Source organism: Burkholderia sp. SCN-KJ, from assembly GCF_024656005.1.
GTDB lineage: Bacteria > Pseudomonadota > Gammaproteobacteria > Burkholderiales > Burkholderiaceae > Burkholderia.
Map to the genome: position 1 here is coordinate 309,406 of NZ_JANKOG010000006.1, position 16,041 is coordinate 325,446.

At 68.7% G+C, this 16,041-nt stretch carries 16 protein-coding genes; 9 read left to right on the top strand and 7 right to left on the bottom strand.

The genetic code is table 11. The features are described 5' to 3' along the window. Positions 1-178: 178 nt before the first annotated feature. Complete coding sequence (locus tag NQV17_RS12990; protein WP_257772585.1) at positions 179-823, top strand: DUF4142 domain-containing protein; 645 nt, start codon at positions 179-181, stop codon at positions 821-823. Positions 824-857: 34 nt separating this feature from the next. On the opposite strand, the gene NQV17_RS12995 is transcribed toward NQV17_RS12990, so the two are convergent. The 3 genes from NQV17_RS12995 to NQV17_RS13005 all read right to left on the bottom strand — a co-directional run bounded on the left by NQV17_RS12995 (position 858) and on the right by NQV17_RS13005 (position 2,448). Next, a complete protein-coding gene (locus NQV17_RS12995) occupies positions 858-1,358 on the bottom strand; it encodes a PRC-barrel domain-containing protein (RefSeq protein WP_257772586.1) in 501 nt (166 codons plus the stop codon). A gap of 66 nt (positions 1,359-1,424) precedes the next feature. Continuing rightward, positions 1,425-1,856: a CBS domain-containing protein gene (locus NQV17_RS13000; RefSeq protein ID WP_044843097.1), complete on the bottom strand. Its 432-nt coding sequence runs from the start codon at positions 1,854-1,856 to the stop codon at positions 1,425-1,427. A 343-nt stretch (positions 1,857-2,199) separates the two neighbouring features. Next, complete coding sequence (locus NQV17_RS13005) at positions 2,200-2,448, bottom strand: hypothetical protein (protein ID WP_257772587.1); 249 nt, start codon at positions 2,446-2,448, stop codon at positions 2,200-2,202. Positions 2,449-2,589: 141 nt separating this feature from the next. On the opposite strand from NQV17_RS13005, the gene NQV17_RS13010 reads away from it, so the two are divergent. From NQV17_RS13010 to NQV17_RS13030, 5 genes are all read left to right on the top strand, one after another. Then, positions 2,590-2,889, top strand: coding sequence for a hypothetical protein (locus tag NQV17_RS13010; RefSeq protein WP_124551063.1), 300 nt, complete (start codon positions 2,590-2,592; stop codon positions 2,887-2,889). Between the two features lie 298 nt (positions 2,890-3,187). Continuing rightward, the gene (locus NQV17_RS13015; protein WP_044843100.1) at positions 3,188-3,499 is read left to right on the top strand and encodes a hypothetical protein; all 312 of its coding nucleotides are present in this window, start codon (positions 3,188-3,190) and stop codon (positions 3,497-3,499) included. A gap of 207 nt (positions 3,500-3,706) precedes the next feature. Beyond that, the gene (locus NQV17_RS13020) at positions 3,707-4,585 is read left to right on the top strand and encodes a MipA/OmpV family protein (protein WP_257772588.1); all 879 of its coding nucleotides are present in this window, start codon (positions 3,707-3,709) and stop codon (positions 4,583-4,585) included. 108 nt (positions 4,586-4,693) lie between these two features. After that, entirely contained in the window at positions 4,694-6,388 is a 1,695-nt protein-coding gene (locus NQV17_RS13025) for a VRR-NUC domain-containing protein (protein WP_257772589.1), read from the top strand. After that, entirely contained in the window at positions 6,385-8,685 is a 2,301-nt protein-coding gene (locus tag NQV17_RS13030; RefSeq protein ID WP_257772590.1) for an ATP-dependent DNA helicase, read from the top strand. The genes NQV17_RS13025 and NQV17_RS13030 overlap by 4 nt, the downstream gene beginning before the upstream one ends. Before the next feature lie 54 nt (positions 8,686-8,739). Here NQV17_RS13030 and NQV17_RS13035 read toward each other — a convergent pair whose 3' ends face one another. Beyond that, complete coding sequence (locus tag NQV17_RS13035) at positions 8,740-9,510, bottom strand: IclR family transcriptional regulator C-terminal domain-containing protein (protein ID WP_044843104.1); 771 nt, start codon at positions 9,508-9,510, stop codon at positions 8,740-8,742. 162 nt (positions 9,511-9,672) lie between these two features. On the opposite strand from NQV17_RS13035, the gene NQV17_RS13040 reads away from it, so the two are divergent. Further along, entirely contained in the window at positions 9,673-9,906 is a 234-nt protein-coding gene (locus tag NQV17_RS13040; protein ID WP_044843105.1) for an AbrB/MazE/SpoVT family DNA-binding domain-containing protein, read from the top strand. Then, on the top strand, positions 9,893-10,306 hold the full coding sequence (locus tag NQV17_RS13045) for a PIN domain-containing protein (RefSeq protein ID WP_257772591.1): 414 nt from the start codon (positions 9,893-9,895) through the stop codon (positions 10,304-10,306). The genes NQV17_RS13040 and NQV17_RS13045 overlap by 14 nt, the downstream gene beginning before the upstream one ends. Before the next feature lie 42 nt (positions 10,307-10,348). Here the strand turns inward: NQV17_RS13045 and NQV17_RS13050 are convergent, their stop codons facing one another. Both NQV17_RS13050 and shiA read right to left on the bottom strand, forming a co-directional pair. After that, entirely contained in the window at positions 10,349-11,650 is a 1,302-nt protein-coding gene (locus NQV17_RS13050; protein WP_124519561.1) for a UDP-N-acetylglucosamine 1-carboxyvinyltransferase, read from the bottom strand. Positions 11,651-11,864: 214 nt separating this feature from the next. Beyond that, positions 11,865-13,169, bottom strand: coding sequence for a shikimate transporter (gene shiA, locus NQV17_RS13055; protein WP_257772592.1), 1,305 nt, complete (start codon positions 13,167-13,169; stop codon positions 11,865-11,867). 356 nt (positions 13,170-13,525) lie between these two features. Here shiA and NQV17_RS13060 point away from each other — a divergent pair, with 356 nt between their 5' ends. Then, positions 13,526-14,653, top strand: coding sequence for a 4-hydroxyphenylpyruvate dioxygenase family protein (locus tag NQV17_RS13060; RefSeq protein ID WP_044843109.1), 1,128 nt, complete (start codon positions 13,526-13,528; stop codon positions 14,651-14,653). A 71-nt stretch (positions 14,654-14,724) separates the two neighbouring features. Here the strand turns inward: NQV17_RS13060 and NQV17_RS13065 are convergent, their stop codons facing one another. After that, entirely contained in the window at positions 14,725-15,960 is a 1,236-nt protein-coding gene (locus NQV17_RS13065) for an NADH:flavin oxidoreductase (protein ID WP_257772593.1), read from the bottom strand. Positions 15,961-16,041: the final 81 nt, after the last annotated feature.

Sequence of the window (16,041 nt, forward strand, 5' to 3'; positions counted from 1 at the left end):
ACCCCGCGCCAGGCGGCGCGCTGTTGGTAACCGGCGCATTGTCGATCGAGCGTGTCGAGGGTGTATGGAGCAAAGGCGCGTGGACCGATTTCCTGCGTCCGCGCATCGTCCCGCATGACGGACGGGCCGGGTTGCCGCGTTCGGCAGGGCCGATCCGTCGACCGATACGGAGGTCCGGATGAAAACGAGCGACAGGAATCTCCGCCGATCCGCCGCGGTTGCCGCCATCGTGTGCCTGCTGGGATCGGGTGCGCTCGCGGTGTTGCGCGTGCCGGCGTTCGCGCCGGCGCATGCGCAGGCGCCGCCGGCATCGTCCGTTCAGGTCGCGCCGGGCGTCGTCAGTCCCGGCCCGACCGCCGACGAGGCGGACATGACGCGGCGGCCGAGCGGCATCGACGCCGAATTCATCGACAAGGCGGGCATCGTCGGCAAGACGGAGCTGCAGGCGAGCCAGCTCGCGCTCGACCGGTCGTCGAATCCGGGCGTGAAGGCCTTCGCGCGCCGGATGATCGACGATCACGTTCGCATGACCGCGGAATTGCGCCGGCTCGGCGCGCAAAAGGGCTTGCCGGTGCAGACGCGGATGCTGGTCGATCCGGCGGTGAATGCGCTGCGAAGCAAGAATGGCCATGCGTTCGACAAGGGGTACATCGAGCTGGCGGGACCGAACGCGCACGACGCGGCGATCCGGCTCTACTCAGCCGAGGCGCGCGACGGCCACGACCGGCAGCTTCGCGCGTTCGCGGCCAACGCGCTGCCGACGCTGAAGGCGCACCTGAGCGCCGCGCGCGCACTCGAGCGTGCGATCGCGGCCGCGCACTGATCCGCACGGCGATCCGCGCGCCCCGGCGCGTCCGTCAGTGCGGTCGCGTGTCGCTTTCCGGGCCGTCCGGCGACGCCTCGAAGGGCGGCGCATCGAGTACCGTTTCGCCTTCCTCGATCAGCCAGTACGGCGATGCGCCGTAGTACGCGTGCAGCCCCTCGGCCCAGGCGGGATCGGCCATTTTCGGCCAGCGGTCTTTCTCGAAGCCGGGCGCGTCGCGCACGCGCTCGGTCGAAACGGGCAGCACGAAGCAGCGGCGCCCGGCGTCGAGCGTCAGCACGTTCCACGGCACCGCGAGCAGCTTGTCGCCGATCCCGAGCAACCCGCCCGACGACACGACCGCATACGCGATCCGGCCCGAGCGGATATCGAGCATGATGTTCGTGATCTTGCCGATGTCGTCGCCGTCCAGCGTCAGCACGCGATCGTCTTCCAGCGTGCTGGCGGCCATCACGTCCGGCCCCGGCCCGCCGGCCGAACGGCCGCGGTCGCCGACGATGTGCGCCTGCGTGCGCGACGGTCTGTCCGTTGTCATCGCTGTTCTCCTGGTCGAAGCGGCGCGGCGCACACGGCGCGCGGGCCGCACGGGTGAGGGCCGCGGTCAGCGGCGGCGCGGCAGGGACACGTCCTCGAGCGTGTTCGCCAGCTCGTCGCGTGCCGGGCCGCCCGCGCGTGTCGCGATGTCACCCAGCGACACGATGCCGACGATCTGGTGATTGGCGTCGAGCACCGGCATCCGGTGCAACTGCACGTCGGCCATCCGCTGCTGGACGTCGCCGACGCCGTCGTCCTCCACGCACCACTGCACCGGCGCGGATGCGACCACCTTCACCGGGGTATCGGACGAATGCCCGTGCGACAGCGCTCGCACTGCGAGGTCGCGGTCCGTCACGATCGCGACGAGCCCGGTGTCATCGCAGACCGGCAGCACGCCGATGTCGAAGCGCTGCATCAATTCGGCCGCATGGCGAATCGTGTCGGTCGGCGCGACGCAGACTACGTCGCGCGACATGATTTCATTGACGCGATACATGAACGCCTCCTTCGTGAACGAGACGACATGGAAGCAGAACGCGTGCCGCGTTCAATCGGCACAGGCCGGGCCTGCGCGGCCGGGCCACGGAGAAATTTGCCAGCCGCCTTGTACATCTTCCACGGCGGCAGCCGCGGCGGGGCCGCGAGCGACGCTCAGTGGCCGACGCCCGTCATCACGACGATTGCGAGGACCAGCGCACTCTCGATCGCGGCGAGCGCCGCGACGCCCGCGGCGCCGCTGACTTCGTGCCATGCACGTTCGATGCGTTTCATCACTTCACTCCGGTTGGGCCGGCCGGGCGACGCTACGTTGCCGCGCATCGCGGGCCGGGGTGCCGCCGTCAGCCGTGATCGCGGGGCGGTTGCGGGGCGTCGGGCGCGCGACGTTCGCGTTTGCCGGACGGCCTGGCGGGGTCGATGCGGGTCGCACCGCCGACGGCGGGCGGATCGCTGGCCGGGAACGTCTCCTCGAGCCCTTCGTCGATGCGCTCTTCCGTCTTGTCGTCGGACGGCTTGCGCGACGTGGCCAGGGAGAGCGGGCTGGCAGCCGGTGACACGGCGTCTCGGCTACCGGGGGCGGATGCGGTCATGATCGAACCTCCTTACGGGTACGAGGGGTGCAAGCACCGTGCCCGCGCGGCGCGGGCGGCATGACGCTTGCAGCCGTCGAGCCGGCCGGGCGGGCGGACACGTGGCCGGCCCGCCGCCGGCGTGGACGAGAGGACATCGTGATGAATGAACCCAGGGAAAGAATACGTTACGACGCGAACGTGTGCGGCGGCGATTTCAGTCAGGTGCGCGAGCGTTTCGACACATGGAAGCGCGAATCGCGGATCCACCGGCCCGAGCGGCGCATGTTCGACGGGAAGGACGAGGTTCGCGAGCTGAACCCTACCGTCTACGCGGGGCCGGAAAGCGCACGGCGGGCGCTCGCCGCGCGATGCGCGCCGTCCGATCGGTTCGCACTCGCGGCGCGCCTCGCCGCCGAAGGGCGGACGCTGTGGCTGGTGATGGCGGCCTACGATGCATGACCGGTGCGCGGCTGCCCGCCGGGCAGGCACGCCGCTTGCGCGCGCTCGCCGCACCCATCGACACGCGCGAGCCGCCGCGCAGGAGCGACATGAGTACACGATCCATGCTGCACCGTCCGGAGCCGACGCCCGACTTCGATCCCGATCCGGCGCTGCCCGAGCACGACGATCCGTTCGATCCGCCCGTGCCCCCGGGCCTGCCGCAAGGCGATCCGCCGTCGCAGCCGCCGCCGATGCGGATGCCGGGCGAGGGCAGCGAACCGCGGCCGGCCGCGCGATCATCAAAAGGAGGACCATCATGGACATTCACGTGCAATCGCCCGACAAGCGCGCGATCGCCCAGGTGCTGGGCCGCTATTTCGAGTCGCGTTCGTTGCGTTACCACATCGAGGAGTTGCCGGGCGGCGTGCTGCACATCGGCTTTCGCGCGAGCGGGCGCCCGGTCGCCGTCACCGTGTCGTTCGACGACACCGCGTACGACACGTACACGCACTGGGACGCGAGCCAGAAGCAGCTTGCGCTCGGGCGTCTCGCGGACGGCTTCTCGCGCATGATGGCGAAGCGCAGCCCCGCCGCGCTCGCCGGCGACTATCACGTCGAGCGTTTCTGATTCCGCAACCCTGCGCCGGTTCATGCCGGAATCCGGCAAAGTGCCCGCGTTCAACGGGCGCTTTGCGGCTTCGCGTGCGCCAGCGTAGGATGTTCACAATTCAGCGCACGCTACGTTCGCGCCGTCGGCTGCTCGCCGTTGCAGCCGGCCAGGCTGCGACGCGCTTTCCCTCAGGTTCGTTTCGTGCAACCGACGGAGACCGCCTTGATGACCGTTGCCCGCCCGTTGTTGTCGCCCGGCACCCGCCGGTTCGTGTCCGGCCTGTCGGCCTTCGCCGCGCTGGCGGCGGCCGGTGCCCGCGACGCGTCGGCCCAGACGCCGTCGCCGCTCGGCGAATGGCAATACTCGGCGGGCGTCCCGCTGCAGAAACTGTTCAGTCCGACCGTCCCCACGTGGCAGGTCAGCGTCGGCGCGGCGATGACGCTGCAGCCGCGCTACGCGGGTTCCGATCGCTATCGCGTGATGGGCGGCCCGAATTTCGACGTGCGCTATCGCGACCTGTTCTTCCTGTCGACGGGCGACGGGCTCGGCGCGAACGTGTTGCGCGGGCCCAACTGGCGCGTGAGCCTGTCGGTCGGCTATGACCTCGGACGCCGCTCGGCGGACGACCTCGACCACCTGAACGGACTCGACAACATCAACGCGGCGCCGGTGATGAAGCTCGCGGCCGACTACGTGATCTCGAAGGACTTTCCGCTCGTGCTGCGCGCGGATGTGCGGCGCAGCATCGGCGGCTCGAACGGCTGGGTCGGCGATTTCTCCGCGTACATGCCGATGCCGGGCAGCAACGAACACTTTTTCTGGTTCGCCGGGCCGACCGTGTCGTTCGCCGATTCGCGCTACATGAACAGCTGGTTCGGCGTGCCCGCGGGGGCGTCCGCGCGTTCGGGCCTGCCGGCCTATTCGTCGGGCGCGGGGATGAAGTCGTTCGGCGCGGGCGTGACGATGGTGTGGTTCGTCAACAAGCACTGGTTCGTGACGATGGACGGCGCGATCGAACAGCTCGTCGGCCACGCACGGCGCAGCCCGATCACGCAGCAGTCGACGAACGGCGTGTTCGACATGTCGGTGAATTACCAGTTCTGACCGCGATCGGCGACGGTCGGGCGGCTGCGTCGTGGTGCGCGGCATGCGGCATTTTTCGTCACATTTGATATGATTCCGACCTGTACAAACGTACAGTGATCGATCCCCGTGACGCCTGCATCGCCGACGCCCCCGGCGTTTTACTACCTGACCAATTTCGAACGCGCGCTGGCCTGGCTCGGCGAGCGCTACGACGACCTGCTCGATGCGAGCGAACATGCGTTTCTCGCGCATTTCGCGCAACTGCCGAAAGCGTCGCGTGCGTTGCTCGTGCGGATGCTGATGCGCAGCGGCACCGACTTCCGCGCGAGCAAGCTCGCGTACGACGAAATCGGCAGCACGCTCGACGCGGCCGCGCCGCTCGTCGAGCTCGGCTGGGTCGATCCGGCACCCGCGCTCACGCTCGACGAGTTGTTCGCGCTGTCGACCAAGGCCGACCTGCTGAAGGTGTTCCCGTCGCTCGCCGCGCACGCGGGCGAGCGCAAGCCCGAATGGCTCGAGCGGTTGCGGCCCGCGCACGACGTGGCGCAACCGCTCGACGCATGGTGCGCGCAGGCCGGCGATCGCGTGCTGCGCGTGACGGTCGGCGCGCTGTGCGACCGCCTGCGGCTGATGTTCTTCGGCAATCTTCATCAGGACTGGAGCGAATTCGTGCTCGCCGATCTCGGCGTGTTCCAGTACGAAAGCGTGCCGTTCGCGCCGTCGTCGCGCGCGTTCCAGCAGCGCGACGACGTCGACGCGTATCTCGCGCTGCAGACCTGCCGAGAAGCACTCGACGCATGGCCCGACGACCAGCCGTTCGACGATCTGCTGCAGGCGATCGACGCGGTCGGCTGCGCGCAGCCGTGGCTCGCGACGCGCCGCGCGAAGCTGCTGTTCACGCTCGGGCAGACTTGCGAGCGCCGCGCCGACTGGGCTGCCGCGCTCGACGCGTATGCGCGCAGCGCGTGGCCGGGCAGCCGGCACCGGCGCATTCGCGTGCTCGAACGCTGCGGCCGCGACACCGATGCGCTCGCGCTCGCGCTCGATGCGCGCGGCGGCTTCGAAAGCGACGAGGAGCGCCAGCGCGTCGAGCGGATGCTGCCGCGCCTGCAGCGCCGTCTCGGGCAGCGGGTCGAACGCGCGGGCGGCACGCCCGAGGTGCCGCGCGAGACGCTCGTGCTGGTGCGCCCCGAAGCGTTCGTCAGCGTCGAATACGCGGTGCGCGACCATCTCGCGCAGCCCGGCGCGCCGGTTCACTACGTCGAGAACACGCTGATCAATTCGCTGTTCGGCCTGCTGTGCTGGGAGCCCGTGTTCGCGGCCGTGCCCGGCGCGTTCTTCCACCCGTTCCAGCGCGGCCCGGCCGACCTGCACGCGCCCGATTTCGCCGTGCGCCGCACGGACGCGTTCGCCGCCTGTTTCGCGCAACTCGACTCGGGCGCGTACCGCGACACGATCCGCCGGCACTTCGCGACGAAGACGGGGCTGCAATCGCCGTTCGTGTTCTGGGGCGTGCTGACCGGCGAACTGATCGACGAGGCGCTGGCCTGCCTGCCGCCCGAGCACCTGCGGCTGTGGTTCACGCGCCTGCTCGCGGATATCCGCGGCAACCGCTCGGGGCTGCCCGATCTCGTCCGTTTCTGGCCCGGCGAGCGGCGCTATGAATTGATCGAGGTGAAGGGCCCCGGCGACCGGCTGCAGGACAACCAGACGCGCTGGCTCGCGTACTGCCTCGCGCACGGCATGCCGGTGCGTGTCGTCGATGTCGAATGGGCTGGAGCCGGAGTCGAGCAGGCCGAAGCGGCGGGATTGTCCGCATGAGCTACGTCGTCGCGGTGCGGGCGATGTGTGAATTCACCGCGCGGCGCGGCGATCTCGACCTGCGCTTCACGCCCGCGCCGACCGCGCTCGAAGGCATTGCCGGCCACGGCGCCGTCACGTCGAGGCGCGGCGCACGCTACGAAACCGAGATCGCGCTGACCGGCACGTGGGGCACGCTCACCGTGCGCGGGCGCGCGGACGGCTACGATCCGGTCGCGAACCGGCTCGAGGAGATCAAGACCTACCGCGGCAGCCTCGACGCGATGCCGGCCAACCATCGCGCGCTGCACTGGGCGCAGGCGAAGGTCTATGCTCACCTGATGTGCGACGCACGCGGCCTCGCGGAAATCGACGTCGCGCTCGTGTATTTCGACATCGTGTCGGAGCGCGAGACCGTGCTGACCGAGACGCTCGGCGCAAGCGCGCTCGCCGCGTTCTTCGCCGAGCAGTGCGCGTGCTTCGTCGGCTGGGCCGAGCGCGAGACCGCGCACCGCTCGGCCCGCGATGCGGCGCTGCGTGCGCTGACGTTTCCGCACGGCCGATTCCGCAGCGGCCAGCGCGAGCTGGCCGTGTCCGTCTATCGGGCGGCGCGCGACGAGCGCTGCCTGATGGCGCAGGCGCCGACCGGCATCGGCAAGACGCTCGGCACGGTGTTTCCGCTGCTGAAGGCGTGCGGCGAGGGCGAGCTCGATCACGTGTTCTTCCTGACGGCGAAGACGCCCGGCCGCGCGCTCGCGCTGGAAGCGGCGACCACGCTCGGCGCCGGCACGCCGGCGCTGCCGCTGCGCGTGCTCGAGCTCGTCGCGCGCGACAAGGCGTGCGAGCATCCCGACCGCGCGTGTCACGGCGAATCGTGCCCGCTTGCGCAAGGCTTCTACGACCGGCTGCCGGCGGCGCGCGAGGCGGCGATCGGCGCGGGGCTGCTCGATCGCGATACCGTGCGCGAGGCGGCGCTCGCGCACGACGTCTGTCCGTACTATCTCGCGCAGGAGCTGGCGCGCTGGTCGGACATGGTGATCGGCGACTACAACTACTACTACGACGGCAGCGCGATGCTGCATACGCTCGCGCAGCAGAACCAGTGGCGCGTCGGCGTGCTCGTCGACGAGGCGCACAACCTGCTCGATCGAGCCCGCAAGATGTACAGCGCATCGCTCGACCCGTTCGCATTCGCGGCCGCGCGCGAGACGGCGCCCGCGGCACTGCGCAAGGCGTTCGACCGGCTCGCGCGCGCGTGGGGCACGCTCAATCGCGCACAGGCCGAGCGCTATGCGGCATACCCCGAGATTCCGGGGCCGATCGTGTCGGCCGTGCAGAACCTCGTCGCGGCGATCGGCGAACACCTGACCGATGCGCCGCGCGCGAACGGCGACGCGCTGCTGCGCTTTCATTTCGAGGCGATCCAGTTCGGCGTGCTCGCCGATGCGTTCGACGGCGCGTCGATCTTCGACGCGACGCTGCACGGCGAGCCGCTGCCGCGCCAGTCCGGGCTCGACGGTGTCGCACCGGCCGAGCGCCGCCGCCGCATCCAGTCGACGCTGTGCGTGCGCAACGTGATTCCGGCCGGCTTTCTCGCGCCGCGTTACGATGCCGCGCGCGCGACCGTGCTGTTTTCCGGCACGTTGAGCCCGTTTCATTTCTATCGCGACACGCTTGGGTTGCCGGCCGACACCGGCTGGCTCGACGTCGACGGGCCGTTCCGCGCCGAGCAACTGACCGTGCGCGTCGCGAGCCATGTATCGACGCGCTGGCGCGACCGCGACCGTTCGCTCGAACCGATCGTGGACCTGATCGCCGCGCAGTATGCGACACGGCCCGGCAACTACCTCGGCTTCCTCAGCAGCTTCGACTATCTCGGGCGCGTCGTCGCGCTGATGCAGACGCGTCATCCGGACGTGCCCGTGTGGGCCCAGGCGCCCGGCATGGCCGAAAGCGAGCGCGACGCGTTTCTCGCGCGCTTCGACGCGGGCGGGCGCGGGGTCGGCTTCGCGGTGCTGGGCGGTGCGTTCTCGGAAGGCGTGGATCTCGTCGGCGAGCGGCTGATCGGCGCGTTCATCGCGACGCTCGGGCTGCCGCAGGTCAACGATGTCAACGAACAGATGCGGCGCGCGATGGAGGCGCGCTTCGGCAACGGGTACGACTACATGTATCTGTACCCGGGCCTGCAGAAGGTCGTGCAGGCGGCCGGGCGCGTGATCCGCACCGAACACGACGAGGGCGTCGTGCATCTGATCGACGATCGTTACCGGCGGCGGGAGGTGCGCGATCTGTTGCCGCGGTGGTGGCGGATCGGGTGACGGGCGTGACGGATGTCGCGAGCGGGATGACGTGCGCGCGGCTCGCGTGAATCCCTAAAGCACGTTGAGCATCGCGAGCGCGGTTTCCTGCAGATGCGGCAGCACGCGCCGCACGGCCGCGTCGGTCGTCTCCGTGCCGATCGGCATGTTCGTGCTCAGCGCGGCGACGACTTCGCCGTGACGGTTCTTCAGCGGCACCGCGATGCCGCGCACGCCGACCTGCAATTGCTGCTCGATCACCGCGAAGCCCGCGTCGCGCGCGTGGTCGACCTGTTCGAGCAGGCGCGCCTTGTTGGTGATCGTGTGCGGCGTGAACGGCGCGAGTTCGGTGTCGTCGAGCCACGTGCGGACGGCCTCGCGATCCGGATGATGCGCGAGCAGCACGACGCCCGGCGACGTCAGCGGGGCCGGTACGCGCGCGCCGAGCACGAAGCCGGTCGTCATCACACGCGACACGCCGTTGCGGGCGATGAACACGAGTTCCCAGCCGTCGAGCACGCTCACGTACGCCGATTCGTTCAGCGACGCGCTCAGTTGCTGCAGATAGGGCTGGACCGTGCGCGGCAGGCGCGCCGAATCGAAGTACGACCAGCCGACCCGCAGCACGCGCGGCGTGAGGCCGTACAGCTTGCCGTCGGTGTACACGTAGCCGAGCGATTCGAGCGTCAGCAGGTAGCGTCGCGCGGCCGTGCGCGTGAGGCCGGTGCGGGCGGCGGCCTGGGTCGGCGTCATCCGCGCGTGCTGGCTGTCGAATGCCTCGAGGATCATCAGGCCCTTTTCGAGGCCGGCAATCCAGTCGCGTCGGTCGAGGTCGGGCTTTTTCATGGTCGAGGATGCGTTGTGCGCGATGTTCGTGCGGGAGTGGGCGATTATCGCGCGGCTCAGCGGGCAATGCGACATGCGGCGAGCCGGCGCTATCCGTTCGGCCAGCTGTGTGGCCTCGCATCGCAGATATACAATTTATCTTGTATATCCACGGAGGTTCGTATGCAGGTTGCAAAGTGGGGCAATAGCCTGGCGGTCCGCCTTCCGGCCAGTGTGGTCGACGCACTGGAGCTTCGCGAGGGGGACGATATCGAAATCGTCGTCGACAGTCCGCGCGTTTTCGCCGTGCGTCGCAAGCCGAGGCCGGACGAGCTTCTGCAGCGATTGAGGCGTTTCAGGGGCAAGCTGCCCGCCGACTTCAAGTTCAGCCGGGATGACGCGAATGAGCGGGATTGAGTCGGCGAAATCGTTCGTCGACAGCAATGTCGTGCTTTATCTGTTGTCCGAGGACGAAACCAGGGCAAATCGTGCGGAGGCGCTATTCCTTCGACGGCCGACCATCAGCGTTCAGGTACTGAACGAAGTCGCCAGCGTGTGCAGCCGAAAATTGCGGATGCCCTGGCGCGAGGTGGGGCAGTTTCTGGAGCCGATCAGGAGTTTGTGCCATGTCGTGCCGATCACGGTCGATACGCACGACCTCGCGCGAAGGCTGGCGGAGCGGCATCGCTTGTCCTTCCACGACGCGTGCATCGTGGCAGCTGCGTCGATCGAGGGTTGCGAATACCTGTACACCGAGGACATGCACGACGGCTTGAGCGTGGAGGGCGGTCCGGAGTTGCGAAATCCGTTTGCCTGAGGATGCGGCGCGAACGTTACACGCGCCGCATCCGGGTCGACGTTACTCGCTGCTCGTCCACTCGACGTTCGCACCGACCGAACGCAGGTTTTCGACGAAATGCGGGTGCGCGCGACGGATCGGCAGCGCGTTCATGATTTCCGAGCGGCCTTCGATGCTCGCGGCCACCATCAGCAGCGCGATCGCGACACGGATGATGTACGGGCTCTCGACGCGCGCCGGCGTCAGCTGCAGGCCGCCGAACGTGATCAGCCGGTGCGGATCGGACAGCAGCACGTGCGCGCCGAATTTCGACAGTTCGCCGGACCAGCCGAGCGCGCCGTCGTAGACCTTGTTCCAGAACATCGCGCTGCCTTCCGCGCGCACGCCGAGCGCGATGAAGATCGGCAGCAGGTCGACCGGCAGGTACGGCCACGGCGCGGCTTCGACCTTGGTCAGGATGTTCTGCGTGAACGGCCGGCGCACGCGCAGCGGGCCGTCGCGTTCCGCACGGGACCAGCCGTCGCGGTGCGTGACGGTCACGCCGAACTTCGCGAACGTGCGGTCGATCAGCGGGAAATGCTCCGGCGACGAGTTGCGCACCGTGATGTCGCCGCCGGTGATCGCGCCCAGTGCGAGGAACGTCGCGATTTCGTGGAAATCCTCGGCGAAGCGGAATTCGCCGCCGCCGAGCTTGCCGCCGCCCGTCACGCACAGGCGCGACGTGCCGATGCCTTCGATCGCGACGCCGATCATCGCGAGGAACTGGCAGAACTCCTGCACGTGCGGCTCGGACGCCGCATTCATCAGCGTGGACGTGCCGCCCGCGGCCGTCGCGCACAGCGCGAAGTTTTCGGTGGTCGTCACCGATGCGTAGTCGAGCCAGTGATCGTTGGCCGTCAGCGGGCCGTCGGCACGGACGATCAGCGAATCGGGCGTGCGCTCGATGTGCGCGCCGAAGCGCTCGAACACTTCGACGTGCGGATCGATTTCGCGCACACCGAGCGTGCAGCCCTTCACGTCGTTCTCGAGGCGCGCGACGCCGAAGCGCGCGAGTAGCGGCGGAATCAGCATGATCGACGAGCGCATCGCCTCGGGCAGGCGGTGAACGGCCGGGTCGAACGTCGTGTTGCGATGGTGGAGCTCGAGAATGCCGGTCGTGAAGTCGACCGACACGTCGCTGCCGAGCGTGCGGAAGATGTCGAGGATCTTGCGCACGTCGGTGATGTCCGGCACGCCGACGAGGCGCAGCGGCTGATCGGTCAACAGGGTGGCGCACAGGATCGGCAGGACGGCGTTCTTGTTCGCGGACGGCTTGATGTCCCCGCGCAGCGGAGTGCCGCCGTGGACGATGAGATTCGACATGATATGGGGGCGTATCTGTGACTGACGTAGGCCCATATGATGCCATTGGTCGGCGGGTGACGTGGAATGTTCAGAGGGGAAAAAGGGCTTCTGCGCGCGGGATTGACTGTGTTTGACGTTGGGCGAGGGCCGGGCCCGTCCGGCTCGCCGGGGATAGTAGCCGGTGTGAAAATGGCCGGCGCGTATCACGGCCGGCCATCCGGTCATTCCCTCACTACGCCGCCCGCATCCGCGCGGCGACCACCAGCGAGATCAGGCAACCCACCGCGAGATAACCGGCGACCAGGTGCCACGAACCGCCGGCCAGGCTGACCAGGGCCACCGCGATGAACGGCGTGAACCCGCCGCCGACGACGCTCGCGAACTGATAACCGACGCCCGCGCCGCTGTAGCGGTATTCCGCACCGAACAACTCGGTGAAGAGCGGTTGCTGGACGCTCACGATCATGTCGTGCGCGGCATTGGCGAGCAGGATCGAAAAGACCACGATCCACGCGATCGAGCGCGATTCCAGCGCGACGAAGAACGGCACCGCCGACGCAAGGCCGATCAGCGCGCCGATCAGGTAGATGCGGCGCAGGCCGAAGCGGTCCGCCAGCCACGCGAAGCACGGGATCGTCACGCAGCTGACCGCGCCGACCAGCAGGCCGATGTTCAGGAACAGGTCGCGCGACATGCCGAGGTTCGACGTCGAATAGCTGAGCGCGAACGCGGTGACGATATACATCGTGAACAGTTCGGCGAGCCGCAGCGCGACGATCAGCAGGAACGCCTTCGGATGGCGCGTCAGCGCCTCCAGCACCGGCAGGCGCAGCTTGCGATTGCCGTGCTCGACCTTCTCGACGAATTCCTGCGACTCGTCCATGCTCTTGCGAACCCACAGCCCGATCAGCACCAGCACGATGCTGAACACGAACGGCAGGCGCCAGCCCCACGACTTGAATGCGGCCTCGCCGAGCGTATGGCTCAGGATCGACACGATCCCCGTGGCCAGCACGAGCCCGACGCCGTAGCCGACCTGCACGCCGCTGCTGTAGAACGCCTTTTTCTGCTTCGGTGCGCTCTCGACGGCCATCAGCGCCGCGCCGCCCCATTCGCCGCCGACCGCGAAGCCCTGGATCGCACGCATCAGCACCAGCAGCACGGGCGCCCACCAGCCGATCGTCGCGAAGCTCGGCAGCAGGCCGATCGCGACGGTCGACAGCCCCATCAGCATCACGGTCAGCACGAGCATCCGCTTGCGGCCGAGCCGGTCGCCGTAATGGCCGAACACGACGCCGCCGAGCGGCCGGAACAGGAAGCCGACGCCGAAGGTCGCGAACGCCGCGAGCGTGCCCATGGTCGGGCTCACCTTCGGAAAGAATTCGGAATTGAAGACGAGTGCGGCGACGATCCCGTACAGCAGGAAGTCGTACCAGTCGACGACGGCACCGACGAAGCTGCCTATCGCGGCCTTGCGGGCCTGGCTGCGCGCGCGGGCGCCGGCGGCGGCGTCGAGGGTGTCGAAGGTTGGGGTCATGGCGAAGTCTCCTGGCGCGGCGCATCGTGGAATCGTGGCGGCGCCGCGTCCGATGCTGCATTGAAGTCGATGGGTGAACGGAGAATAGGGCGCGCGCCGCACGACGGCAATTGGCCGATTGGTCAAAATGCGCGATTATCGCTCTTTTATGTGCGATTATCGAACGAATCCCGGGTTTGCACTAGGCGAGGCATTCGTATCCCGTTCGGCCAGGGTGTGCCGCCGTGAACGATCTGGTTAAAATCGGGACCATCAAAACCTTGCCCGAATCGGGCGGACACCCGGCCACCCCATCGGCCGGGCGTGCCGCACGCGCCGGGCGTCATCCCCATCGACCGCATACCCCGGAGACTGTAATGCCCGGCAATTCCCACCCCCTGTCCAGCGATACGCCGCCCGTTGCCGATCCGGCCGCCAATCCGCTCGGGATGGCCGGGCTCGAGTTCGTCGAGTTCGCGGCGCCGGTGCCGGACGCGCTCGCGCAACGCTTCGAGCAGCTCGGATTCAAGGCGATCGCGCGCCATGTCAGCAAGAACGTCACGCTGTACCGGCAAGGGCAGATGCAGTTCCTGATCAACGCCGAGCCCGATTCGTTCGCTGCGCGCTACGCGGAGGAATACGGGATGGGCGTGTGCGCGATCGGGCTGCGCGTGGCCAGCGCGCGGCGCGCGTTCGAGCGTGCGATCGAGCTCGGCGCGTGGGCGTTCGAGGGCGAGCGGATCGGGGTCGGCGAGCTGAAGATTCCCGCGATCCAGGGGATCGGCGATTCGCACCTTTATTTCGTCGACCGCTGGCGTGGGCGGGACGGCCAGCGCGGCGGCGTCGGCGACATCTCGATCTTCGACATCGATTTCCGGCCGATCGACATCGCGACCGCGCATACCGATCTCGATTGCGCGGGCACGGGCCTGCAGCAGGTCGACCATTTCACGCAGACGGTCGGCGCGGGGCGCATGCGCGAGTGGCTCGACTTCTATCACGACCTGCTGCACTTCCGCGAAATCCATGAAATCGACGCGCACTGGCATGTGTCGGAAGAGTCGCGCGTGATGGTGTCGCCGTGCGGCGCGGTGCGGATTCCGGTCTACGAGGAAGGCACGCGGCGCACCGAGCTGATGCACGCGTATTTGCCGGACCATCCGGGCGAAGGCGTCCAGCACGTCGCGCTGGCGACCGACGACATCCTGGCGAGCGTCGATGCGCTGCGCGCGAACGGCGTCGAATTCATCGAACCGCCGGCGCGCTATTACGACGAAGTCGATGCGCGGCTGCCGGGGCACGGCGTCGATCTCGACGCGCTGCGCCGCCGCGCGGTGCTGGTCGACGGCGAAATCGGCAGCGACGGCGTGCCGCGCCTGTTCTTCCAGACCTTCGTCAAGCGCCGGCCCGGCGAGATCTTCTTCGAGATCGTGCAGCGGCAGGGGCACCACGGATTCGGGGAAGGGAACCTCGCGGCGCTGGCCCGCGCCCGCGACGCCGGATGAGCGGCAGAGGGCGTGCTCGCGGTAGTGGCCACGGCCGCGAGGGCGACTGCGGAATCAGCGACCGCGTAACGTCACACGCCCGCGGCCGGCACACGGTTCGGCGCCGGATCGTTCGGCGCCTTGAGCGCGCATGCGGTGCCGCCCGGCGTGTACATCGACACGACGCAGCGATTGCATGACGTGCAGCCCGATTGCGCGATGCGGCCGTCGCGCAGTTCGTTCACGAAACCCGGCTCGAACACGAGCGCGCGGGCGAGCGCCACCGCGTCGAATCCTTCGCGCATCGCCAGCGCGACGTTTTCGCGCGAGCGCACGCCGCCGAGATAGGCGAGCGGCATCCGGACGGCCGCACGCACCTGCCGCGAATGCTCGAGGAAATACATCTCCCGAAACGCGCCCATCTTAGGCTCGGTGAGCTTCTGCAGCGCCATCGCAGTGCGCACGATCGCGTTGTCGGCGTTCGCGCGCGCCTCGCCGGGCAGCGGGCTGCCGAACAGCTGCCACACCGACTCGACGTTCATCCCGCCGCTCAGCACCAGCAGGTGCGCGCCCTCGGCCTCGAGCCGCCGTGCGATCCCGCATGCGTCGTCGGGCGTTCCGCCGCCACGCACGCCTTCGGTCACGCCGATCTTGCAGACCACGGCGAGATCGCGGCCGACCGCATCGAGCACGCGACGCAGCACCTCGACGGGGAACGTCGCGCGGCGCGCCGCATCGCCGCCGTATGCGTCGCGGCGACGGTTGTACAGCGGCGACAGGAACTGGCTCAGCAGATAACCGTGACCCATATGAATCTCGACCGCGTCGAAGCCCGCGTCGCGCGCGTGGCGCGCCGCGCGTGCGAATTCGTCGGCGATGACGGTCATCTGGTCGCGCGTCATCGCCTGCTTCAGGAAGCGGCCGCTCATCACGCCGACCTTGTTGAACCCGCCCGACGCACTCAACGGACGTTTCGTCGACAGCGACGGCAGGAACGTGAAGCAGCCGCCGTGGGTGATCTGCGCGGACGCCGCCGCGCCGTGGCGATGCACCGCGTCGGTCAGCGCGCGGAATTGCCGGACCGTGGGCGCATCGAGCCGCGCCTGGTCGACGAACGTGCGGCCGTCGTCGCTGACAGCGCAGTACGCGACCGTCGTCAGCGCGGCGCCGCCCGCGGCGATGCGTTCATGAAACCCGACGAGCGCACGCGACGGCACGCCGTTCGGCGTCATCCCTTCGTTGGTCGCGGATTTGATCAGGCGGTTGCGCAGCGTCAACGGGCCGACCTGCAGCGGGCTGAACGCGGTATCGAGGGCGGCGGTTTCCATGTCGGGCGAGCGCGGGGATGAGCACGGCGACCATTGTGCGGAGTCGGCGCAACGCCGCATCGTCCACGTGGATGACTCGCC

Bases quoted from the DNA above. Each gene is read 5' to 3' on its own strand.
- NQV17_RS12990 (WP_257772585.1), top strand. From the start codon at position 179: ATGAAAACGAGCGACAGGAATCTCCGCCGATCCGCCGCGGTTGCCGCC.
- NQV17_RS12995 (WP_257772586.1), bottom strand. From the start codon at position 1,358: ATGACAACGGACAGACCGTCGCGCACGCAGGCGCACATCGTCGGCGAC.
- NQV17_RS13000 (WP_044843097.1), bottom strand. From the start codon at position 1,856: ATGTATCGCGTCAATGAAATCATGTCGCGCGACGTAGTCTGCGTCGCG.
- NQV17_RS13005 (WP_257772587.1), bottom strand. From the start codon at position 2,448: ATGACCGCATCCGCCCCCGGTAGCCGAGACGCCGTGTCACCGGCTGCC.
- NQV17_RS13010 (WP_124551063.1), top strand. From the start codon at position 2,590: ATGAATGAACCCAGGGAAAGAATACGTTACGACGCGAACGTGTGCGGC.
- NQV17_RS13015 (WP_044843100.1), top strand. From the start codon at position 3,188: ATGGACATTCACGTGCAATCGCCCGACAAGCGCGCGATCGCCCAGGTG.
- NQV17_RS13020 (WP_257772588.1), top strand. From the start codon at position 3,707: ATGACCGTTGCCCGCCCGTTGTTGTCGCCCGGCACCCGCCGGTTCGTG.
- NQV17_RS13030 (WP_257772590.1), top strand. From the start codon at position 6,385: ATGAGCTACGTCGTCGCGGTGCGGGCGATGTGTGAATTCACCGCGCGG.
- NQV17_RS13035 (WP_044843104.1), bottom strand. From the start codon at position 9,510: ATGAAAAAGCCCGACCTCGACCGACGCGACTGGATTGCCGGCCTCGAA.
- NQV17_RS13040 (WP_044843105.1), top strand. From the start codon at position 9,673: ATGCAGGTTGCAAAGTGGGGCAATAGCCTGGCGGTCCGCCTTCCGGCC.
- NQV17_RS13045 (WP_257772591.1), top strand. From the start codon at position 9,893: ATGAGCGGGATTGAGTCGGCGAAATCGTTCGTCGACAGCAATGTCGTG.
- NQV17_RS13050 (WP_124519561.1), bottom strand. From the start codon at position 11,650: ATGTCGAATCTCATCGTCCACGGCGGCACTCCGCTGCGCGGGGACATC.
- shiA (WP_257772592.1), bottom strand. From the start codon at position 13,169: ATGACCCCAACCTTCGACACCCTCGACGCCGCCGCCGGCGCCCGCGCG.
- NQV17_RS13060 (WP_044843109.1), top strand. From the start codon at position 13,526: ATGCCCGGCAATTCCCACCCCCTGTCCAGCGATACGCCGCCCGTTGCC.
- NQV17_RS13065 (WP_257772593.1), bottom strand. From the start codon at position 15,960: ATGGAAACCGCCGCCCTCGATACCGCGTTCAGCCCGCTGCAGGTCGGC.